Consider the following 20,248-nt stretch of genomic DNA (forward strand, 5'->3'; position numbering starts at 1 on the left):
AATGCCCCTATGCAGGCTTGATCAGCACGTGACGCTTCTTGCCCAGCGACAGCTTGATCACGCCCTCGCTGGTCAATTGTGCTGCCGTCAACGCCATCTTCTCGTCGGTCACGGCGACGTCGTTGACGCGCAGGCCGCCGCCCTTGATCTGCCGCCTCGCCTCGCCGTTGGACGCGACGAGCCCGGCCTTGACGAAGGCGTTGAGCACGCCGAGCCCGGCATCGAGCTCGGACCTGATGACCTCGACCGTCGGCAGGTTCTCGGCGATCGCGCCTTCCTCGAAGGTGCGGCGCGCCGTCTCGGCGGCGGTCCGCGCAGCCTCCTCGCCGTGCAGCAAGGTGGTCGCCGCATCCGCCAGCGCCTTCTTGGCCTCGTTGATCTCCGCTCCCTGCAGCGCGCCGAGCTTCTCGATCTCGGACAGCGGCAGCGTCGTGAACAGTTTTAAGAACTTGACGACGTCGGCGTCCTCGGTGTTGCGCCAGTACTGCCAGAACTCATACGGGCTGCACTGGTCGGCGTTGAGCCAGATCGCGCCCTGCGCGGTCTTGCCCATCTTGGCGCCGGAAGCGGTGGTCAAGAGCGGCGTGGTCAGCGCGAACAGCTGCTCGGTGCCCATGCGGCGGCCGAGCTCGACGCCGTTGACGATGTTGCCCCACTGGTCGGAGCCGCCCATCTGCAGCCGGCAGCCGGTGCGCCGCGCAAGCTCCACGAAGTCGTAGGCCTGGCAGACCATGTAGTTGAACTCGATGAAGCTCATCTCCTGCTCGCGCTCGAGCCGGAGCTTCACCGAATCCATCGTCAGCATGCGATTGACCGAGAAGTGCCGGCCGATGTCGCGCAGCATCTCGATCCACTTCAGCTGGGTCAGCCACTCGGCATTGTCGAGCATGATCGCGTCGCTGGCGCCGTCGCCATAGCGCAGCACTTTTGCGAACACGCCGCGGATCGAGGCCTTGTTGGCCTCGATCTCCTCGACCGTGCGCATCGCGCGGGTCTCGTCCTTGCCGGAGGGATCGCCGACCATCGTGGTGCCGCCGCCCATCAGGGTGATCGGCTTGTTGCCGCTCTGCTGCAGCCAGTACAGCATCATCATGGTCAGGAAGTTGCCGATGTGCAGCGAGCGTGCGGTGCAGTCATAGCCGACATAGGCGGTCGCCTGGCCCTTGGCGGCGAGCGCATCCAGGCCCTCGAAATCCGAGCACTGATGAATGAACCCACGGCTCTGCAGCACGTTCAGGAAATCAGACTTGAAGCCAGTCATTGTCGGGCAGCTCTGAGCTTTTGTTTACGGTATTGACCTGATGTCGCGGCGAGGTGCCGGAGCGCACATGCCACGGCAGCGGGCGTTGTGGCATTATAAGATGCGCCGGGCTTGTACAAGCATGTGCACGGCTCCGGTGGGACCTCAAATCGGCCGTACTTGGCTCGCAGGGCAGGGTTTTCGGGTTCGATCGCAATGATTCTGACCGCACTTGGCCTCATGAGTGGCACCTCGCTAGACGGGGTGGACGTGGCCCTGATCGAGACCGACGGTCGGCAGGTCAAGAGCCTCGGCCCCTCCGGCTACCGTCCCTACAGCCCCGCCGAGCGCAGCCTGTTGCGCGAGGCGCTGGCGGCTGCGGTGCAGATAGAGCGCCGTGAGGCCAGGCCTGGGCGGGTCCGGGACGCTGAACTGGCGGTCACGGCCGCGCACGCGGAGGCCATCGCCGCGTTCCTGTCGCAGCACCGCCTGATGCCGGAAGACATCGATATCGTCGGCTTCCACGGGCAGACCGTGCTGCATCGCCCCGAGCGCCGCCTGACCGTGCAGATCGGTGATGCCGCCGCGCTGGCCAAAGCCATCCACATTCCGGTGATGCACGATTTCCGCGCCGCCGACGTCGATTTCGGCGGGCAGGGCGCGCCGCTGGTGCCGGTCTATCACCGCGCGCTGGCGCAGTCGCTGTCGCGCCAGGGCCCGATCGCCGTGGTCAATATCGGCGGCGTCTCCAACATCACCTATATCGACGGCGACGACGTGCTGATCGCCTGCGACACCGGTCCCGGCAATGCGCTGCTCGACGACTTCATGCTGCGGACCACCGGGCAGGCGTTCGATCAGGACGGCCGGGTGGCGGAGCAGGGCGCTGCGGATGAGGCCTGGATTGCCAGCGCGCTGGCCTTGCCGTTCTTCAGCCTGCCGCCGCCGAAATCGCTCGACCGCAATGATTTCGCCGCTCTGCGGCTCGGCGACGTCTCGCCAGGCGACGGGGCCGCCACTCTGACCGCGTTCACCGCCGCCGCCATCGCCCGCATCGTTCCGTTGCTGCCGAAGCCGCCGGCGACCTGGATCGTCTGTGGCGGCGGCGCCCGCAACCACACCATGATGCGGATGCTCAGAGAGCGGCTCGCGCCGGCGAGCGTCGAATCGGCCGACGCGCTCGGCTGGTCCGCCGATGCCATGGAGGCCCAGGCATTCGGCTTCCTGGCGGTGCGCGGCATGAAGGGGCTGCCGCTGAGCTATCCGACCACCACGGGCGTGCCGATGCCGATGACGGGCGGGGTGATCGCGCGGCCCTGATGCATGCATCTGCATGAACCTTGACAGATGAATGCTAATGCATCTAGTTTGATGCATCTGCATCAAACTGCCGAGGATGTCATGTCGCCCTCCCTGAAGCTGATCAGCCACAAGCTCTGCCCCTACGTGCAACGCGCGGTCATCGCGCTCACCGAGAAGGGCGTCGCGTTCGAGCGTATCGACATCGATCTCGCCAACAAGCCCGACTGGTTCCTGAAGATCTCGCCGCTCGGCAAGGTGCCGGTGCTGGTGGTGCCGACGCCACAAGGCGAGGTGGCGCTGTTCGAGAGCAATGTGATCTGCGAGTACATCGAGGACACGCAAGGCGGCACCAGGCTGCATCCGGAGGACGCGCTGGCGCGCGCGCAGCATCGCGCCTGGATGGAGTTCGGCTCGGCGATCCTCGGCGATCTCTGGGGCTTGGAGACGACCCAGGACGCCGCGGTCTTCGCAGCCAAGCGCGAGGCGCTGGTGGCGAAGTTCGCCCGCGTCGAGGCCGCGTTGATCGAAGGGCCGTATTTCGCCGGCGCACAGTTCAGCCTGGTGGACGCGGTGTTCGCGCCGATCTTCCGCTACTTCGATGTGTTCGACACGTACGGCGATCTCGGCATCTTTGTATCAACACCGAAGGTGCGAGCCTGGCGTGATCGGCTCGCGCAGCGGCCGAGTGTGATGACGGCGGTCAGCGAAGATTATCCGGAGTTGCTCCGCGCATTCCTCGCGCGACACGATGCCTTTTTGTTGAAGCAGGCGGCTTAGAAGCAAAGCCGCAGATCGGCGCGAAGCTGCGATCGAAGGCGTGCCCACCGTTGGGTCCGCGCGAGCGATGGGCATGGTGGGTACGGCGCTTCGATGACCGTCTGAGTTGATCGAGCATCTCCCGCGCCTCTGCCCACCCTGGGGGCTCTGGCCGCAGCATCGCGCGGCCTCGTCTCACCCTGCTGAAGCCGTCAGATAGGCAATGGGATTCATTGACGGTTGTGCTTCGTTGTTTGCTCTCCGAAGGAGCCATTGAAAGCCCGGTCCGGATGGACAACAATGGCCATCGAAAAGGAGACGCCGAGATGCTTGGTGGAGACAGGGCGAACCCCCCCGCCGGCGAGCGAAAATACTACACCCTCGAAATCGACTACGCTGGAGCAAGCAGGCTTGCGATACATCAGTGGGTGAACAAGTCCGAGCAGATGAAAGGATTCCATCCGGCTCACGAACAGCCCTTTCGTGGATTGAGGTTTGCCGAACCGCCGCAGATTGAATTCGTGCGGTCCCGCAAATTGAGTGCTCTGCGGGACGCGGAGTCGGTCACGCTTGGCATCTGGCTGATTTCTGACCGGCTCAAAAACCTCATTGAGCAACTGGACGCGGAGGCTTTCGTATTCCAGCCCGTAATCGTCGACTACAGCCGTTTCCCGGAGGCCGGACCCGCGTACTGGTTTGTCTACATCATGCGGACGCTCGATTGTGTCGACGAGGAGCGCTCGGTGATCCGATACCAGGACGATCCACCAGGCATTAAGAACTATCTGGGACTTGGTGATGTCAGGATGCGGCCGGAGGTCGTAGGCTCCGCTCATGCATTTCGCCTGATCTACGCAACAACCAGACTCATCGTCGACGACATCATCGTCGACGCATTGCGGGCGGAGAAAATCCGCGGCTTCAGATTCCAGCCAATCCAGGCATGACGCACGCAGCCTCACCTCACATTGGCGAGGCGCATGTCGAGATAGGCCGTGATGGTCTCCATGAGCGGCTCGAGCTTGCCGTCGAAGAAGTGGTTGGCGCCGGGGATGACCTGCTGGTCGATCACGATGCCCTTCTGCGTCTTCAGCTTCTCGACCAGGGTGTTGACGTCCTTCGGCGGGACGACCGCGTCCTTCTCGCCGTGCACGATCAGGCCCGACGACGGGCAGGGTGCCAGGAACGAGAAGTCGTAGAGATTGGCCGGCGGGGCGATCGAGATGAAGCCCTCGACCTCGGGACGGCGCATCAGGAGCTGCATGCCGATCCAGGCGCCGAACGAGAAGCCGGCGACCCAGCAGGCGCGGGCCTCGGGGTTGATGGTCTGCGCCCAGTCGAGCGCCGACGCGGCGTCTGACAGCTCACCGGTGCCGTGGTCGAACGAGCCCTGGCTGCGGCCGACGCCGCGGAAGTTGAAGCGCAGCACCGAGAAGCCGCGATGCGCGAACGCGTAGTAGCACTGGTACACGATCTGATGGTTCATCGTGCCGTGGAACTGCGGATGCGGATGCAGGATCATCGCGATCGGCGCGTTCTTCTGCTTCGCCGGATGGTAACGGCCCTCGAGGCGGCCGGCCGGACCGTTGAAGATGACTTCAGGCATCAGAGAATCCTTGGCAGGGCATCGACCGACTTCGTCCGTGCTTCATCTGGCGCCTCGCCGAAGATCAGCAGGGTACATCCGCAGGAAAAGTGGTGATCGAGCGCCCTCCGTTCGCTTGGACGGAGCAGCGCGGGCGTGACTGGAAGTTGGCCTTCTAACATGGAGCGCAGGGCAAAAAGCAAGGATTTTCAACGCCGGGCGACAGGGCTGCGGCGGGCGGCGGGCCCGCGCTTGCGCAACGGATGCGCGATGGCGGGGCCGCGGGGAGGGATCGGGATACTCCCGCAATCCGATGAAAATGCTGGAGTTTTTCTGAACGCCCGGTTCAGTGCGGCGCCTGCTCCAGCTGCTGGACAGCGCTGCGATGGCGGCGGCTGCCCTGGACGGTGTGCCCGGTATCGAAGGTCAGGCCGAAATCGCCCGATGGCAGCGGCGACACTGCGGTCACCCTGGCCAAGTTGACCAGCCGGCCACGATGGATTCGAACCAGCGCGAAGCGCTCGAGCTCGCGCTCGGCTGCTGCCAGCGTCCCGCGGATCAGATGCTGCTTGCCGTCGGCCATGCCGTATTCGACGTAGTTGCCGGCGGAGGCGACCCACAGGATGTCGGACGGGGCGACGCGGATGCGGCTCGTGCCGTCCCGCAGCCAGAGCGTCGCGGGGGCAGGAGGTTGGGACTGGGGCGCGGGCTCCGGGGTACAGCTCGTGCGATAGCCGTCATACAGCCAGAGCGTGGCGCCGATGAGCAGCGCCGTCATGAGGTCCTTGCGGAACTCGTACACGATGGTGGCGAGCGAGAGCTGGAAGTCATAGGCGCCGCCCGCACTCCACACCAGAAGCTTGCGCAGCGTCACCATGCCGATGATGTGAAGCGCAGAGAAGATCACGATTGCGGCAACGGCGACCGCGACGTGACGGAGTGTGGCGGCCGGACCGCGCCGGATCGAGCGAACGGTGGCGGCCAGCAGCGGCGCCAGCAGGATGATGACGACGATGCTCGTCATCTCCCACACCAACTGCTTGTCGAGATCGTAGGCCGCGCCGCGTCTGACGTCGTCGTGGGCGGCCGAGAAGGCGTTGACGAGCCCGATGCCGAGCGAGAGCCCGGCCATGACCGCGTAGAAGGTCCGGTCACCCGGACGCAGCATCGAGCCGACGAGCTTGTTCATGGCACCGGACCCGCTATCTCACATTTGCGTCCGACCATACCACGCCGCGCCTCCAGCATCATCACGGCGCGGACGAGCGTGGCCGGTCGCGGCGCAACTTGCTAAGAGCGAGCGATGGCCGACAGGATCTATCTCGATTGGAACGCGACGACGCCGCTGCGCCCCGAGGCGCGGCAGGCGATGATCGCCGCCATGGACCTGGTCGGCAATCCGTCATCGGTGCATGCCGAGGGCCGCAAGGCGCGGCGGCTGATGGAGGACGCGCGCGAGGTCATCGCCCGCGGGCTCGGCGCCGCCGCCCGCCGCGTCGTGTTCACCTCCGGCGGAACCGAGGCCAATGTGCTGGCGCTGACTCCGGGGTTGAAGGCGCCGCCCGGGCCAGTCGAAAGGCTGCTGGTCTCGGCCGTCGAGCATGCCTCGGTGCTCTCCGGCGGCCGGTTCGCACCTGGCGCCGTGCAGACGATCCCGGTCGATTCCTCCGGTGTGGTCGATCTGCGCCGGCTGCAAGATCTGCTGGCCGGCGGGCCCCCGGCCCTGGTGTCGGTGATGGCCGCAAACAACGAGACCGGGGTGCTTCAACCGGTCTCTCAACTGGCTGACATCGTGCGCCAGGCAGGCGGCCTGCTGCATGTCGATGCGATCCAGGCGTTCGGGAAAATCCCGCTTGATATCAACGAGATGGGCGCTGACCTTGCGACCCTTTCTGCGCACAAGATCGGTGGTCCCAAGGGCGTTGGCGCGCTGGTGCTGGGCACCGGGATCGAGGATGTCGTCCCGCTTCTCCGCGGCGGGGGCCAGGAGCGCGGGCGGCGGGCCGGAACCGAGAACGTGGCCGGAATTGCCGGATTTGGCGCCGCCGCCGCGTCGGCCTTGGCCACACTCGAGGTGGATATGACGCGGATCGCCGGCCTCCGCGATCGCCTGGAGGCCGGCCTTCGCGGCACGCCGGAGCTGACGGTGTTCTCCGCCGAGGCAGCCCGGCTGCCCAATACCACGCTGTTCACCGCGCCCGGCATGAAGGCCGAAACGGCCGTGATCGGCTTCGATCTCGCAGGTATCGCGGTATCGTCCGGCTCCGCCTGCTCGTCCGGCAAGGTCCAGCCGTCCCACGTGCTGGAGGCGATGGGCGTCGGTTCCGCCGCCGCCCAGGGAGCGGTGCGCCTCAGTCTGGGCTGGTCCACGACCTCGGCGGAGGTCGATCGGGCCCTGGAGGCTTGGCGAAAGCTATCGATGACCCTACTTAAAGGACGCGACGAAACAGCGCTTGAGCGATTCTAAGGGCGTGATTTCGTCCACGAAACGTCGTAAGACGGTTCCAGAACGTGTCCACCGCGGTCCTTGAAACCGCGAGCGGAGGATGGAATGCCAGCCGTACAAGAGACGGTCGACCGCGTCAGGCGGATCGACGTCGATCAATATCGTTATGGGTTCGAGACTGTCATCGAATCCGAGAAGGCCCCCAAGGGGCTTTCCGAAGACACGATCCGCTTCATCTCGGGCAAGAAGAACGAGCCCGCCTGGATGCTCGAATGGCGCCTGGAGGCCTATCGCCGCTGGCTGACCATGCAGGAGCCGACCTGGGCGCGCGTCGATTACCCGAAGATCGACTTCCAGGATCTGTACTATTATTCCGCGCCTAAGCCGAAGAAGCAGCTCTCCTCGATCGACGAGATCGATCCGGAGATCCTGAAGACCTATGAGAAGCTCGGCATTCCGCTCCGCGAGGTCGCGATCCTCGAGGGCGTCGAGCCGAAGCCCGGCGCCGGCAGCCCGGAGACGCGCAAGATCGCGGTCGACGCCGTGTTCGATTCGGTGTCGGTGGCGACCACGTTCAAGGAGGAGCTGAAGAAGGCCGGCGTGATCTTCATGCCGATCTCGGAAGCCATCCGCGAATATCCCGAGTTGGTGCAGAAATATCTCGGCAGCGTGGTGCCGACCTCGGACAATTTCTACGCGACCCTGAACTCCGCCGTGTTCTCCGACGGCTCGTTCGTCTACGTGCCGCCGGGCGTGCGCTGCCCGATGGAGCTGTCGACCTATTTCCGCATCAACGAGCGCAACACCGGCCAGTTCGAGCGCACGCTGATCATCGCCGACAAGGGCGCTTACGTCAGTTACCTCGAAGGCTGCACGGCGCCGCAGCGCGACGAGAACCAGCTGCATGCGGCGGTCGTCGAGCTGGTCGCGATGGACGACGCGGAGGTCAAGTACTCGACGGTGCAGAACTGGTATCCGGGCAATTCGGAAGGCAAGGGCGGCATTTACAATTTCGTCACCAAGCGTGGTGACTGCCGTGGTGCCAACTCCAAGATCTCCTGGACCCAGGTCGAGACCGGGTCGGCGATCACCTGGAAATATCCGAGCTGCATCCTGCGCGGCGACAATTCGCGCGGCGAGTTCTACTCGATCGCGATCTCGAACGGCTTCCAGCAGGTCGATTCGGGGACCAAGATGATCCATCTCGGCAAGAACACGTCGAGCCGGATCATCTCCAAGGGCATCGCTGCAGGCCGCTCGCAGAACACCTATCGTGGTCTGGTGACGGCGCATCGCAAAGCCACCGGCGCGCGCAACTTCACCGCCTGCGACTCGCTGCTGATCGGCGACAAGTGCGGCGCGCACACCGTGCCCTACATCGAGGCCAAGAACTCCTCGGCCACCTTCGAGCATGAGGCGACCACGTCCAAGATCTCCGAGGACGTGCTGTTCTACTGCATCCAGCGCGGGCTTTCGCAGGAAGAAGCGGTCGGGCTCGTCGTCAACGGCTTCGTCAAGGACGTGCTGCAGCAGCTGCCGATGGAGTTCGCGGTCGAGGCGCAGAAGCTGATCTCGATCAGCCTCGAAGGGTCGGTCGGCTAGGCCGCCTTCCGAGAGGGCCGCCGCGCGGCCTTCTCCAGCATCAGCTTTGTGAGCCTCGGTCCTTCGCGATGCGCCTGCGGCGCTCCTCAGGACGAGGCACAGATAGAAGAGAAAACAATGGCACTACTCGAAATCAAGAACCTGCAGGTCCGCGTCGAGGAGCGCGAGATTCTCCACGGGCTGACGCTCACGATCGATGCCGGCAAGGTGCACGCGATCATGGGGCCGAACGGCTCCGGCAAGTCGACCTTGTCCCACGTCATCGCCGGCAAGCCGGGCTATGACGTGACCGGCGGCGAGATCCTGTTCAAGGGCGAGGACCTGCTGGCGATGGCGCCCGACGAGCGCGCCGCCAAGGGCGTGTTCCTGGCGTTCCAGTATCCGGTCGAGATCCCCGGCGTTGCCACCATGACGTTCCTGCGCACGGCGCTGAACGCACAGCGCAAGGCGCGCGGCGAGGAGGAGTATTCGACGCCCGACTTCCTGAAGAAGGTGCGCGAGATCTCCAAGTCGCTCAGCATCCCGCAGGACATGCTCAAGCGCGGCGTCAATGTCGGCTTCTCCGGCGGCGAGAAGAAGCGCAACGAGGTGCTGCAGATGGCGCTTTTCCAGCCCTCGCTGTGCATCCTCGACGAGATGGATTCCGGCCTCGACATCGACGCGCTGCGCATCGCCGCCGACGGCGTCAACGCGCTGCGTTCGCCGGAGCGCTCGATGATCGTGATCACCCACTATCAGCGGCTCTTGAACTACATCGTGCCCGACGTCGTTCACGTGATGTCAAAGGGCCGTGTCGTGAAGAGCGGCGGCAAGGAGCTCGCGCTCGAGCTGGAGGCGTCCGGCTACGCCCAGTTCGAAGACGCGGCCTGATCGCGCCCGTCGTGAATGGATCTGTGATGAACGTAGCTTTGGTCAAGAACGACAGTGGTCCGGCGGCGAGCAGCGTGTTTGCTGCAGCCCAGGGACGGCTGCCCGGCACCGGCAAGGTGGCGGAGATCCGGCGCGAGGCCTTTGCGGCTTTCGAGCGCACCGGCCTGCCGCACCGCCGGATCGAGGAATGGAAGTACACCGACCTGCGCACGCTCGTGCGCGAGGTGCTGCCGCTTGCCGGCGCGCCCGACGCGACGGCACTGGCGCGGGCCAAGGGCGCCATCGCTGCTGTGGCAATCGAGGGTGCGGCCAAGCTGGTGCTGGTCGATGGCGTCGTCGCCGCTGAGCTGTCCGATCTGGCGGCGTTGCCGTCCGGTGTGACCGTGCGGACGTTGCGCGCGGTGCTCGACGAACCGTCCAATGAAGCACGTGGCGATCTGCTGCTGACCAAGGCCAGCGATCCGATGCTGTCGCTGAACGCGGCGCTCGCCACCGATGGCGTCGTCGTCACGGTCGCCGACGGCACGCAGCTCGCCTTACCGCTGCAGCTCATCCACGTTGCCACGGCCTCGAAGACGGCGCGCTACAGCCGCTCGCATGTGCGGATAGGGCAGGGCGCACGCGCGACCCTGGTCGAGAGCTGCATTGCCGCCGATGGCGCCGCGACCTACCAAGCCAATGATGCCGCCGTGATCTCGGTCGGTGACGAGGCTGCGCTGTCCCACATCCGCCTGATGCGCGATGCCGTCGATGCCGTGAACATCGCCTCCGAGTTGTTCACGGTCGGCGCCAAGTCCAAGCTCAGTCTCTTCAACATGACCAGCGGCGGCGCCGTCAGCCGGCTGCAGGCGTTCTTCACGCTCGCCGGCGAGGGCAGCGAGCTGATCGTCAACGGCGTCAACCTGCTGCGCGACAAGCAGCATGGCGACATGACGCTGGTGGTCGACCACGCCGTCCCCGGCTGCACCAGCCGGGAGAATTTCCGCGCCGTGCTCGACGATCGCGCTCATTCGGTGTTCCAGGGCCGCATCATCGTCCGCCCCGACGCGCAGCAGACCGACGGCAAGATGATGACGCGCGCGCTGCTATTGTCCGACGAGGCCGAGGCCGACGCCAAGCCTGAGCTCGAGATCTTCGCCGACGACGTCTCCTGCGGCCACGGCGCCACCGCCGGCGCGCTCGACGACAGCCTGCTGTTCTATCTGCGTGCGCGTGGCCTGCCCGAGAAGCAGGCGCAGGCGCTGCTGATCCAGGCCTTCGTCGGCGAGGCGATCGAGGCGATCGAGGACGACGGTTTGCGCGAGCGCGTCATCGCCGCGGCGCAGGACTGGCTGGAGGCACGCGCATGAGCACGCATCCGGCCGTCGCCAACGGCTCCTACGACGTTGCCCGCATCCGTGAGGATTTTCCGGCGCTGGCGCTGCAGGTCTACGGCAAGAAGCTGGTCTATCTCGACAACGCCGCCTCGGCGCAGAAGCCGCGCGCGGTGCTCGACCGCATGACGCAGGCCTACACCAGCGAATACGCCAACGTGCATCGCGGCCTGCATTTTCTCGCCAACGCCGCGACGGAAGCCTATGAGGGCGGCCGCGAGCGCGTGACTCGCTTCCTCAATGCAAGGCGCAGCGAGGAGATCATCTTCACGCGCAACGCGACCGAGGCGATCAACCTGGTCGGGTCGTCCTGGGGTGGCCCGAACATCGGCGAGGGCGACGAGATCGTGCTCTCGATCATGGAGCACCACTCCAACATCGTGCCGTGGCATTTCCTCCGAGAGCGCCAGGGTGCGGTGATCAAGTGGGCTCCGGTCGATGATGACGGCAACTTCCTGATCGACGAGTTCGAGAAGCTGCTGACGCCGCGCACCAAGATCGTCGCCATCACCCAGATGTCGAACATGCTGGGCACGCTGGTTCCGGTGAAGGAAGTCGTTCGACTGGCGCACGCGCGCGGCATCCCGGTGCTGGTCGACGGCAGCCAGGCGGCGGTGCATCTCGCGATCGACGTCCAGGACATCGACTGCGACTTCTACGTCTTCACCGGCCACAAGCTGTATGGGCCAACCGGCATCGGCGTGCTCTACGGCAAGTACGATCTGCTGGCCGCGATGCGCCCCTTCAACGGCGGCGGCGAGATGATCCGCGAGGTTTCGCGCGATGTCGTCACCTATGGCGATCCGCCGCATCGCTTCGAGGCGGGCACGCCAATGATCGTCGAAGCCATTGGGCTGGGTGCCGCGATCGACTACGTCAATTCAGTGGGCAAGGAGCGCATCGCCGCGCACGAGCACGATCTGGTGACCTACGCCCAGGAGCGGCTGCGCGAGATCAACGCGCTTCGTCTGATCGGCACCGCCAAGGGCAAGGGCCCGGTGATCTCGTTCGAGATGAAGGGCGCGCATGCGCACGACGTCGCGACCGTGATCGACCGGCAGGGTATCGCGGTGCGCGCGGGCACGCACTGCGTGATGCCGCTTTTGGAGAGATTCAACGTCACAGCGACCTGCCGGGCCTCGTTTGGCATGTACAATACGAGGGAAGAGGTCGATCAGCTGGCACAGGCATTGATCAAGGCGCGGGATTTGTTTGCATGACCGACACGGCCGAAGTCAAAAACCAGACCGTCGAAACGCAATCGGCTTTGCCGCCGGAGGAGACCGAGCGGCTCTCCGCCGAGATCATCGCGGCGCTGAAGACGGTGTTCGATCCGGAGATTCCGGCCGACATCTACGAGCTCGGCCTGATCTACAAGGTCGACATCAAGGACGACCGCAGCGTCGACGTGTTGATGACCCTGACGACGCCGAACTGCCCGGCGGCCGGCGAGCTGCCGACCATGGTCGAGAACGCCATCGCCAGCGTTCCGGGTGTCGGCGTGGTCAGCGTCAGCATCGTCTGGGAGCCGCAATGGACGCCGGACCGGATGAGCGACGAGGCCCGTCTCGTTCTCAATATGTGGTGAGGCACGAAGTTTGAATGGTGTGCGGGATTGATCGACCGCCGGGATTGACCAGATGACCGATATGACCAACGCGCCAGTCGCCAGCAAGCCCAAGCCAAGGCCCCGTCCGCAGGTGATGCGGCTGACCGATGCCGCGGCCACGCGGATTCGCGAGCTGACCTCGCGCGCGGAGTCCGAGATCATCGGCCTGCGCGTCGGCGTCAAGAACGGCGGCTGCGCCGGCCAGTCCTACACGGTGGAATACGCCCACGACATCCGCCCGACCGACGAGGTCGTCGAGGACAAGGGCGTCAAGATCCTGGTCGACCCGAAGGCCGTGCTGTTCCTGCTCGGCACCGAGATGGACTACCAGACCGACAAGATGCAGGCCCAGTTCGTCTTCAACAATCCGAACCAGATCAGCGCCTGCGGTTGCGGCGAATCGGTGCAGCTGAAGCCCGCCGAGGTCTGATCGACGACATCGCCGGCAAAACGGCCTTGTCGCGTTCCGGACATTGACACGCGACCATCTCAAGTCCGAGAAATCCCGTCAGGCCCAGTCGGTGCCGGGCGGAGAGCGACGCATGGACCGCGAATTCCTGAGCGACCTGTTTGCCGGCTTCGGTCCGGTCACCATCCGCCGGATGTTTTCCGGCTTCGGCATCTCTGCTGACGGCATCAATTTCGCGCTCGCCCTGCGCAGCGGGCTGTATCTCCGCGCCGACGAGGCAAGCTTCGCCAAATTCGAGGCTGCCGGGTCGAAGCCGTTCTCCTACGAGACGCGGGCGCGCACGATGACCGTGCGGTCGTATTGGCAGGTGCCGGCACATCTGTTCGACGACACTGACGAGTTCACGCTGTGGGCGCGGCAGGCTTTCGTGGCCGCGCAAACCGCGGCCATGGCCAAGCGGACCAGGAAGCGCGCGAGTTCCCGAAGCGATACTGCGGAGGCCGGACGAAGCAGCGCTCCGCGCAAGACGGTCAAGACAGCTGCCAAGAAGGCGAAGACGTCGAAAGCCACCAAGCCAGCCGCGAAGTCTCCTTCCGCGCCGAAGCGCAGCCGAAAGGCCGCGCCGCGCGCTGCTAAGACGCGAGCAAAGCGCTGATCTCTTCGCGAGTTCCCGTCAGGCCACCTGGCCGCGCGTTTGCGCGGCATACTCCGGATCGCTCTCGCAGACGACGCGGTTGCGGCCGTTGCGCTTGGCGGCATAGAGGCAGGCATCCGCCCGCTCGATCAGCGTATCGGTGTCGTCGCTCGTTCTGAGCATGGAGACGCCGACCGAGATCGTCACCCGGCCGAGGATCTCGCCGGTCGACTTCTTCTTCAACTCCCGCGCCGTCACCGCGCGCCGGATCTGGTCGGCGACGGTCAGCGCCTGCCGCAACGGCGTATTCGGCAGCACAACGGCGAATTCCTCGCCGCCATAGCGTGCCGCGATGTCCTGGCCCTTGATGGCGTTCTTCAGCGACTGCCCGACCAGGCGCAGCACCTGGTCGCCGGTCAGATGGCCGTAGGAATCGTTGAACGATTTGAAGTGGTCAATGTCGAACATCAGGAGCGACAGCGGCTGGCTGGTCGCAAGCCCGGTCTGCACCGTGGTCTCGATCATGCGATCGAAATATTTGCGGTTGCCCAGGCCGGTGAGCGGATCGGTCAGGCTCTCGGCGCGGATCACCTCGAGGCTATGCTGCAGGCCGCTAATCTCGTCCTTGGACAGCGTCAGGCGCTCTTCGAGAGTCCGGTTGGTCTCTCGCATCTGTCTGGTCGAATGCGCGAGCGCTTCGATGATGTCGACGAACTGCTCGCGGCTCGTTGCTGTGGCGAGCTGCTGATCGGCGCCGGCGAGGCTCGCGTCGTAGCTCGCCGTCCGGCCGAGGGCGTCGGTGATCATGGCCATCAGATCGTCGATCTCGCCGACCACGCGCGCGCCCACCTTGTCGATCCGGTCGGACGTCTTCAGGTGCGTGAGGTAGGATTCGTAGAGCTGGTCCAGCTCGGATTGCGAGAGCCCGCCGGTGCGCGACAGTGTCTCGTTGATGATCTCGTTCAGCGCGGCGTTATAGCCGGTCGCATAGACGTACCAGATCTCGTAGTTGCGCGGCGTAGCCGAGTGACGCAGGGCTTTGATCTGGCTGAGCGCGATATCGGCAAAGCCCATCGTGCGTTCGTGTTCGTCAAGCGCATTGACCACAACAGGTTCCCCCCAATCGCCCGCGTCGCCGTCGCCACAGCAATGAATAAACAATGACGGCCAAGCTAAAGGACGTGTGTGAACCAGGGGTAAATACGGCCGTAAAGTTCCGGGTCGCGTCAAGCGACTCTCACAGGACGGTCGTCATTTCATATGCTTGTTGAGCTACATAAGGCGCGGCGACGATGCAGCAGTGCTCATCGTCGTGCAGACATCACCAACGGAGGGTGAGTGCATCCAGCGACCGCGCTCGATGTCGAACTGCGGTCACCTTTGCACGCTTGGGCGGATGGGGCTGCGATCGCCGCAATATGACGAGCGGTGCGCTGATCCGCCGGGGGCTTACGGCAGCGGCGCGCGCACCGGACGTAGTAGGAACGCCGGAAGATGTGAATGATCAGCCGGTTCGTTGTCCTCACGCCGCGGCCGCCGGGACTCGTTGCGCGGCTGTTCGTGGCGCGGCTGCTCGTTACGGGGGCTCGGCGCAGACCGCGGCGAGGAGGGCTGGGCCGCGCGCGGGGCTGCCGCGGCCGGACGCGGCTCACGCTCACGAGGCTCACGCGGTTCGCGTTCACGAGCCTCACGCTCACGCGGTTCACGCGGCTCGCGCTCGCGAGGCGTTTTGCCGCGGCTGCGGCGCGAGCTGTCGCGCGGACGGCGCTCGCGCGCTTCCTCGTCGCGCGAGGCCTCCTGGACGTCGTAGTCGCCTTCGATGGCCGGGATGCTCTGGCCGATCAGCTTCTCGATCGCGACCATCGACTTCTGGTCGGCCGGGCACACGATCGAGATGGCAGTACCGGTCCGTCCGGCGCGGCCGGTGCGGCCGATGCGGTGAACGTAGTCATCCGAATGATGCGGGACGTCGAAGTTGAAGACGTGGCTGACCTCGGGAATGTCGAGGCCGCGCGCAGCGACGTCGGATGCGACAAGCAGCGGCAGCTCGCCCTTGCGGAACTGATCGAGTGCGGCGGTGCGGGCCGACTGATCCATGTCGCCGTGCAGGGCGCCGACACTGAAGCCGTGCTTCTGCAGCGACTTGTGAACGATGGCGACGTCGCGCTTGCGATTGCAGAAGATGATCGCGTTGTTGAGGTCCTTGGCGTCCCGCAGCAGCCTGCGCAGAACGTCGCGCTTCTGATGCGCCTCGCGTCCCGACGGCACCTGCAGCTGGGTCACGGTGACGGCGGTCGTGGCCGGCTTGGAGACCTCGACCTTCTGCGGATTGTGCAGGAAGGCTTCGGTGATGCGCCGGATTTCCGGCGGCATGGTCGCGGTGAAGAACAGCGTCTGGCGGGTGAACGGGACGAGCTTGCAGATGCGCTCGATGTCCGGGATGAAGCCCATGTCGAGCATGCGATCGGCTTCGTCGATCACCAGGAGCTCGACGCCGGTGAGCAGCAATCCGCCGCGTTCGGTGTGATCGAGCAGCCGGCCGGGCGTGGCGATCAGAACGTCGACGCCGCGGGTCAGCTTGGCATCCTGGTCGCCGAAGGAAACGCCGCCGATCAGGAGGGCGACGTTGAGCTTCTGGCCTGCGCCGTAGCGATCGAAGTTCTCCTTGACCTGGGCGGCGAGCTCACGGGTCGGCTCGAGGATCAGGGTCCGGGGCATTCGCGCACGGGCGCGGCCCTTCTCGAGGATGGTGAGCATCGGCAGGACGAACGCGGCAGTTTTACCGGTGCCGGTCTGGGCGATGCCGAGCACGTCACGGCGCGCCAGCACATGAGGGATCGCCTGTTCCTGAATAGGCGTAGGGGTGGTGTAGCCGGTGGCCGCAACTGCAGCCAACACCTTGTCGGACAAGCCGAGATGGGAAAAGGACATCGAGCCTCTGTGTCACGCGCCAACAGGCGACGGGGCCTCTATTCGACGCCGCCGTTAGGAATCGAGGGGTAAAAGGCTGTGGTCGCGTTCAACCCCGAAACGGCATGCTCTAAGGAAGCTGGGGGTTTTCTGACGGACGCTGACCCGCGGCCAGTGCTTGATAGAATCGAGTAGCGTTTCCAAGCCGCGATGGCCAGAAAATAGGGTCAATTCGCCCAAAGTCAAGGAGCCGACGGCCGAAGCTCCGAAAAAGCTTAATGTTTTTGCCGAAAAAGCAGGCACTTAGACCCCTGTTTGGCTTAATTCGAAAGGACACCGGATGTTTTCCAAGGCGCGGCTGGACACCCTGAGCGACAGCATCTTCGGGGTGGCCATGACGCTGTTGGCGCTCGACGTCCGGCTCCCCGACGATTTTCATCCTCGGGACGCTCATCAGCTCTTGGACGGCATCGCCAATCTCTGGCCGAAATTCTTCCCGTACGTTCTCAGCTTCGCCGTGCTCGGGCTGCGCTGGCTCTCGAATGCCCAGATGCGCAGCCGCGCGGATGACGTGCCGCAAGAGTATGTCCGATGGTGTTTGCTGTACCTGATGTTGATCACCTTCGTACCGTTCACCACCACTGTCGTCGGGCGCTTCGCTCATTTCGCCCCGGCCATCTGGCTGTATGCCGGGCATACGCTGCTCATCGCGCTGATCAGCTGGCGAATGATCACCGTGACGCCTCATCTCGAGCCGGGCGATCAGCTGCGTGATCGGCAGGTGTGGACGGCGATGCTGATCGCGGCCTCTTCGGTCCTGGCGATCCTGGTGAGCTTCTTCAATCCGCCGCAGTCGCTCTGGGCCTTTGCACTCACCTCGCTTGCGCCCTTCAGCGGCAGCTGGGACAAGCAGCAGGCCACCGCCGATTGAACCAGCTTTCGGCGGATTTCGACTATTCCAACAATGCCCCGCTGGGTGGACCAAGAGGTCTGTCGGGCGATCCATGACAGGAACGACGCATGCGCAGACCGATATTGACGCTGGTGCTGGCCTGGTTGGCGATCGCGGCGGCCACCCTGACGCCGGCTCATGCCGAGAAGCGCGTGGCGCTCGTGGTCGGCAACAACGACTATCGCTATGTTCCTAAGCTGCAGAAGGCCGTCAACGACGCGCGCACGATGGGCGACACGCTGAAGCAGCTCGGCTTCAACGTCATGGTCGCAGAGAACCTCAACCGTCAGCAATTCAGCCAAGCGCTGCTCGCGTTCGACAACGCCGTCGAGCCCGGTGACACCGCGTTCTTCTTCTATGCCGGCCACGGCTTCGAGATCGCAGGGCAGAACTTCCTGTTGCCGACCGACGTGCCGGCTGCGACCGAAGGGCAGGAGGAACTGGTGCGCGATGCCTCGGTTCTGGCTGATCGCATCATCGAGCGATTGCAGAACAAGAAGGCGCGCACCTCGATTCTGGTGTTCGATGCCTGCCGCAACAACCCGTTCGAGCGGGCCGGCACGCGCGCCGTGGCCGGCGGTGGCGGGCTTGCGCCGCTGACGCAGCTGCCGGAAGGCGTGTTCTCGGTGTTTTCGGCAGGGCCGCGGCAGACCGCGCTCGACAGGCTGTCGAACGATGACGCCAATCCGAACTCAGTGTTCACGCGCACCTTCGCCAGGGAGTTGACGCAACCGGGCGCGAACCTGGTGCAGGTCGCGCAACGTACGCGGCGCGCGGTCAGCGAGCTTGCCGAGACGGTGCGCCACAAGCAGATCCCGGTCTATTTCGACCAGATGGTCGACGACGTTTTCCTGAACGGCATGGCGAAGGGACCTGCCGTCGCCGACAAGCCGGCTGAGCCGCAGCAGAAGCTGGCCGCCTTGCCTCCCGTCTCGGCGCCGAAAATCCCGCCGGCGAACGAGATCCTGAACGCGCCGATCGCAATGTTCTCGCGCCACAATGGCGGCTGGACCGTCACCTTCTCGATCGCCGACCCGACCCTCGGCATTTCCTGGCGAATGGGCGAGAGCGGAGAGTTCCGCGAGACCGGCTTCATGGATGTGCTGGATCCGCGCACGCGCAAGCGCATGCCCAATCCGTCGATCCAGCTGCCGGCCGACGAGCCGGCGGGCACGATCCAGGTCCGCTACGTCGATGCAGCAGGCGAGATGCAGGGACCGTTTCCGATCCGCTTCGAGCCGGAGGCGGCGCTGGTGCGCGACCAGCGCAAGATCCTCGACATGACCGCGACCAGCTGGTTGTCGTTCCGCGACTTCAACGGCCTCCTGGTCTACTACACGCATCTGATGTCGTATCGCTGCGCGATCCGCGAAGTCCGCATCGGCATCGACAGCGCCGTGCCGGACAAGGTGCTGAACATGCCAGGCTGCGACATGCGCGACCCCAGCGCGATCCCGTCCAACGCCATGCCCTATCTCAAGCTGCCGCCAACGACGAAGTTCGTCTCGGTCGAGCTGACCTATCGCGATGGCAGCGTTTCGGAGATCAAGAGCTTCCGGCGCTGAGCAGCCCTGATCACGCCATGATCGAATAGCCGCCATCGACGGGAATCGCGGTGCCGGTGACGAAGTTCGACGCGGGCGAACTGAGAAACGTGGCAATGCCGGCGAAGTCGTCGCTATTGCCCCAGCGGCCCGAAGGCGTGCGTGCCAGCACCCGGTCATGCAGGCCGTCGATCTGCTGGCGCGCCGCGCGGGTCAGGTCGGTGTCGATCCAGCCCGGCAGGATCGCGTTGACCTGAATGTTGTCCGGCGCCCAGGCGCAGGCACAGGCGCGCGTGTACTGCACGATGCCGCCTTTGCTGGCGGCGTAGGCCGGCGCGAAGCTGGCGCCGAAGATCGACAGCATCGAACCGATGTTGATGATCTTGCCGCCGCCGTTCGCCTTGAGGACCGGGTAGGCGGCCTTCGAGCACAGGAAGGCGCTGGTGAGGTTGGTGTCGATCACCTCGCGCCATTCCTCGAGCTCGACCACATGCGGCGGCTTGCGAATGTTCGTGCCGGCATTGTTGATGAGAATGTCGATGCGCCCGAACGACTCGGTCACGCGCGCGACCATTGCGGCGACATCGTCCTTGTTGCTGACGTCGGCCCTGACCGCGATGGCCCGTACACCGCGCGCTGCGAGATCGGCGACAGCGGTCTGTGACTTTGCCTCGTTACGGCCCACGACGGCGATGTCCGCGCCGGCATCGGCGAGACCGCGCGCCATGCCGAGCCCAATGCCGCCATTGCCGCCGGTGACGATCGCAACCTTGCCGCTCAGGTCGAAATGGCCTGCCATGTGTCGTTCTCCTGATCGAGCAAAGGAATTCAGCAGGTGCCTTGCCAGATCATCACCAGACCCAGCGCACCCATGCCGACGCCATAGCCGGCCCACTGCAGCTGGTTGATCATGAAGCTCGCCCGCGGCCAGGCCACGACGCCGGTACCCTGGCCGACCCAGAGCAGGCCCACGGCCAGCAGCAGCAAGCCGCCGATCATCAAGAATCTCCGCATGG

General features: G+C 65.0%; 20 protein-coding genes. 13 read left to right on the forward strand and 7 right to left on the reverse strand.

All coding sequences use genetic code 11. The annotated features are described in order from the left end of the window. Positions 1 to 7: 7 nt before the first annotated feature. Positions 8 to 1,261 carry a tyrosine--tRNA ligase gene (gene tyrS / locus ACQR1I_RS35150; RefSeq protein ID WP_434870893.1) on the reverse strand — a complete coding sequence of 418 codons (1,254 nt, stop codon included), beginning with the start codon at positions 1,259 to 1,261 and terminating at the stop codon, positions 8 to 10. A 195-nt stretch (positions 1,262 to 1,456) separates the two neighbouring features. Between tyrS and ACQR1I_RS35155 the strand changes: the two genes are divergently transcribed. The 3 genes from ACQR1I_RS35155 (at position 1,457) to ACQR1I_RS35165 (ending at position 4,245) form a co-directional block, all read left to right on the forward strand. Beyond that, positions 1,457 to 2,560, forward strand: coding sequence for an anhydro-N-acetylmuramic acid kinase (locus tag ACQR1I_RS35155; RefSeq protein ID WP_434870892.1), 1,104 nt, complete (start codon positions 1,457 to 1,459; stop codon positions 2,558 to 2,560). A gap of 81 nt (positions 2,561 to 2,641) precedes the next feature. Beyond that, a complete protein-coding gene (locus tag ACQR1I_RS35160; RefSeq protein ID WP_434870891.1) occupies positions 2,642 to 3,319 on the forward strand; it encodes a glutathione S-transferase family protein in 678 nt (225 codons plus the stop codon). Positions 3,320 to 3,540: 221 nt separating this feature from the next. Next, a complete protein-coding gene (locus tag ACQR1I_RS35165) occupies positions 3,541 to 4,245 on the forward strand; it encodes an imm11 family protein (RefSeq protein WP_434888881.1) in 705 nt (234 codons plus the stop codon). An 11-nt stretch (positions 4,246 to 4,256) separates the two neighbouring features. Here the strand turns inward: ACQR1I_RS35165 and ACQR1I_RS35170 are convergent, their stop codons facing one another. Together ACQR1I_RS35170 and ACQR1I_RS35175 are read right to left on the reverse strand one after the other, a co-directional pair. Beyond that, positions 4,257 to 4,904 (reverse strand): alpha/beta hydrolase, encoded by a 648-nt coding sequence (locus tag ACQR1I_RS35170; RefSeq protein ID WP_006614822.1) that lies wholly within the window; start codon positions 4,902 to 4,904, stop codon positions 4,257 to 4,259. A 325-nt stretch (positions 4,905 to 5,229) separates the two neighbouring features. Further along, a complete protein-coding gene (locus tag ACQR1I_RS35175; protein ID WP_434870889.1) occupies positions 5,230 to 6,072 on the reverse strand; it encodes a LytTR family DNA-binding domain-containing protein in 843 nt (280 codons plus the stop codon). Between the two features lie 114 nt (positions 6,073 to 6,186). Here ACQR1I_RS35175 and ACQR1I_RS35180 point away from each other — a divergent pair, with 114 nt between their 5' ends. The 8 genes from ACQR1I_RS35180 to ACQR1I_RS35215 all read left to right on the forward strand — a co-directional run bounded on the left by ACQR1I_RS35180 (position 6,187) and on the right by ACQR1I_RS35215 (position 13,847). Further along, positions 6,187 to 7,350 (forward strand): cysteine desulfurase family protein, encoded by a 1,164-nt coding sequence (locus ACQR1I_RS35180; RefSeq protein WP_434870888.1) that lies wholly within the window; start codon positions 6,187 to 6,189, stop codon positions 7,348 to 7,350. An 84-nt stretch (positions 7,351 to 7,434) separates the two neighbouring features. Then, entirely contained in the window at positions 7,435 to 8,931 is a 1,497-nt protein-coding gene (gene sufB / locus ACQR1I_RS35185) for a Fe-S cluster assembly protein SufB (RefSeq protein ID WP_434870887.1), read from the forward strand. A 117-nt stretch (positions 8,932 to 9,048) separates the two neighbouring features. Continuing rightward, positions 9,049 to 9,801 (forward strand): Fe-S cluster assembly ATPase SufC, encoded by a 753-nt coding sequence (gene sufC / locus ACQR1I_RS35190; RefSeq protein WP_434870886.1) that lies wholly within the window; start codon positions 9,049 to 9,051, stop codon positions 9,799 to 9,801. Between the two features lie 26 nt (positions 9,802 to 9,827). Then, positions 9,828 to 11,150 carry a Fe-S cluster assembly protein SufD gene (gene sufD, locus ACQR1I_RS35195; RefSeq protein ID WP_434870885.1) on the forward strand — a complete coding sequence of 441 codons (1,323 nt, stop codon included), beginning with the start codon at positions 9,828 to 9,830 and terminating at the stop codon, positions 11,148 to 11,150. Then, positions 11,147 to 12,394 (forward strand): cysteine desulfurase, encoded by a 1,248-nt coding sequence (locus ACQR1I_RS35200; protein ID WP_434870884.1) that lies wholly within the window; start codon positions 11,147 to 11,149, stop codon positions 12,392 to 12,394. Before sufD ends, ACQR1I_RS35200 begins: the two co-directional genes overlap by 4 nt. Continuing rightward, positions 12,391 to 12,762 (forward strand): SUF system Fe-S cluster assembly protein, encoded by a 372-nt coding sequence (locus ACQR1I_RS35205; RefSeq protein ID WP_434870883.1) that lies wholly within the window; start codon positions 12,391 to 12,393, stop codon positions 12,760 to 12,762. Before ACQR1I_RS35200 ends, ACQR1I_RS35205 begins: the two co-directional genes overlap by 4 nt. Positions 12,763 to 12,823: 61 nt before the next feature. Further along, positions 12,824 to 13,213: a HesB/IscA family protein gene (locus ACQR1I_RS35210; RefSeq protein ID WP_434870903.1), complete on the forward strand. Its 390-nt coding sequence runs from the start codon at positions 12,824 to 12,826 to the stop codon at positions 13,211 to 13,213. 112 nt (positions 13,214 to 13,325) lie between these two features. Further along, on the forward strand, positions 13,326 to 13,847 hold the full coding sequence (locus tag ACQR1I_RS35215) for a TfoX/Sxy family protein (RefSeq protein WP_434870882.1): 522 nt from the start codon (positions 13,326 to 13,328) through the stop codon (positions 13,845 to 13,847). 18 nt (positions 13,848 to 13,865) lie between these two features. On the opposite strand, the gene ACQR1I_RS35220 is transcribed toward ACQR1I_RS35215, so the two are convergent. Both ACQR1I_RS35220 and ACQR1I_RS35225 read right to left on the reverse strand, forming a co-directional pair. After that, positions 13,866 to 14,933 carry a GGDEF domain-containing protein gene (locus ACQR1I_RS35220; RefSeq protein WP_434870881.1) on the reverse strand — a complete coding sequence of 356 codons (1,068 nt, stop codon included), beginning with the start codon at positions 14,931 to 14,933 and terminating at the stop codon, positions 13,866 to 13,868. Between the two features lie 342 nt (positions 14,934 to 15,275). Next, positions 15,276 to 16,757, reverse strand: a complete 1,482-nt coding sequence (locus ACQR1I_RS35225; RefSeq protein ID WP_434870880.1) for a DEAD/DEAH box helicase — start codon at positions 16,755 to 16,757, stop codon at positions 15,276 to 15,278. A 319-nt stretch (positions 16,758 to 17,076) separates the two neighbouring features. On the opposite strand from ACQR1I_RS35225, the gene ACQR1I_RS35230 reads away from it, so the two are divergent. Beyond that, entirely contained in the window at positions 17,077 to 17,667 is a 591-nt protein-coding gene (locus ACQR1I_RS35230) for a TMEM175 family protein (protein ID WP_434870879.1), read from the forward strand. An 89-nt stretch (positions 17,668 to 17,756) separates the two neighbouring features. Continuing rightward, entirely contained in the window at positions 17,757 to 19,253 is a 1,497-nt protein-coding gene (locus ACQR1I_RS35235; protein WP_434870878.1) for a caspase family protein, read from the forward strand. Between the two features lie 10 nt (positions 19,254 to 19,263). Here the strand turns inward: ACQR1I_RS35235 and ACQR1I_RS35240 are convergent, their stop codons facing one another. Beyond that, positions 19,264 to 20,031, reverse strand: coding sequence for an SDR family NAD(P)-dependent oxidoreductase (locus tag ACQR1I_RS35240; RefSeq protein WP_434870877.1), 768 nt, complete (start codon positions 20,029 to 20,031; stop codon positions 19,264 to 19,266). A gap of 29 nt (positions 20,032 to 20,060) precedes the next feature. After that, on the reverse strand, positions 20,061 to 20,246 hold the full coding sequence (locus tag ACQR1I_RS35245) for a hypothetical protein (protein WP_434870876.1): 186 nt from the start codon (positions 20,244 to 20,246) through the stop codon (positions 20,061 to 20,063). Positions 20,247 to 20,248 lie beyond the last annotated feature (2 nt).

Origin of the sequence: Bradyrhizobium sp. HKCCYLS2038, assembly GCF_051167655.1 — a bacterium.
Taxonomy (GTDB): domain Bacteria; phylum Pseudomonadota; class Alphaproteobacteria; order Rhizobiales; family Xanthobacteraceae; genus Bradyrhizobium.

Coding starts and splice junctions, on each gene's coding strand:
- tyrS (WP_434870893.1), bottom strand. CDS start 1,261: ATGACTGGCTTCAAGTCTGATTTCCTGAACGTGCTGCAGAGCCGTGGG.
- ACQR1I_RS35155 (WP_434870892.1), top strand. CDS start 1,457: ATGATTCTGACCGCACTTGGCCTCATGAGTGGCACCTCGCTAGACGGG.
- ACQR1I_RS35160 (WP_434870891.1), top strand. CDS start 2,642: ATGTCGCCCTCCCTGAAGCTGATCAGCCACAAGCTCTGCCCCTACGTG.
- ACQR1I_RS35170 (WP_006614822.1), bottom strand. CDS start 4,904: ATGCCTGAAGTCATCTTCAACGGTCCGGCCGGCCGCCTCGAGGGCCGT.
- ACQR1I_RS35175 (WP_434870889.1), bottom strand. CDS start 6,072: ATGAACAAGCTCGTCGGCTCGATGCTGCGTCCGGGTGACCGGACCTTC.
- ACQR1I_RS35180 (WP_434870888.1), top strand. CDS start 6,187: ATGGCCGACAGGATCTATCTCGATTGGAACGCGACGACGCCGCTGCGC.
- sufB (WP_434870887.1), top strand. CDS start 7,435: ATGCCAGCCGTACAAGAGACGGTCGACCGCGTCAGGCGGATCGACGTC.
- sufC (WP_434870886.1), top strand. CDS start 9,049: ATGGCACTACTCGAAATCAAGAACCTGCAGGTCCGCGTCGAGGAGCGC.
- sufD (WP_434870885.1), top strand. CDS start 9,828: ATGAACGTAGCTTTGGTCAAGAACGACAGTGGTCCGGCGGCGAGCAGC.
- ACQR1I_RS35200 (WP_434870884.1), top strand. CDS start 11,147: ATGAGCACGCATCCGGCCGTCGCCAACGGCTCCTACGACGTTGCCCGC.
- ACQR1I_RS35205 (WP_434870883.1), top strand. CDS start 12,391: ATGACCGACACGGCCGAAGTCAAAAACCAGACCGTCGAAACGCAATCG.
- ACQR1I_RS35210 (WP_434870903.1), top strand. CDS start 12,824: ATGACCAACGCGCCAGTCGCCAGCAAGCCCAAGCCAAGGCCCCGTCCG.
- ACQR1I_RS35215 (WP_434870882.1), top strand. CDS start 13,326: ATGGACCGCGAATTCCTGAGCGACCTGTTTGCCGGCTTCGGTCCGGTC.
- ACQR1I_RS35225 (WP_434870880.1), bottom strand. CDS start 16,757: ATGTCCTTTTCCCATCTCGGCTTGTCCGACAAGGTGTTGGCTGCAGTT.
- ACQR1I_RS35230 (WP_434870879.1), top strand. CDS start 17,077: ATGTTTTCCAAGGCGCGGCTGGACACCCTGAGCGACAGCATCTTCGGG.
- ACQR1I_RS35235 (WP_434870878.1), top strand. CDS start 17,757: ATGCGCAGACCGATATTGACGCTGGTGCTGGCCTGGTTGGCGATCGCG.
- ACQR1I_RS35240 (WP_434870877.1), bottom strand. CDS start 20,031: ATGGCAGGCCATTTCGACCTGAGCGGCAAGGTTGCGATCGTCACCGGC.
- ACQR1I_RS35245 (WP_434870876.1), bottom strand. CDS start 20,246: ATGCGGAGATTCTTGATGATCGGCGGCTTGCTGCTGCTGGCCGTGGGC.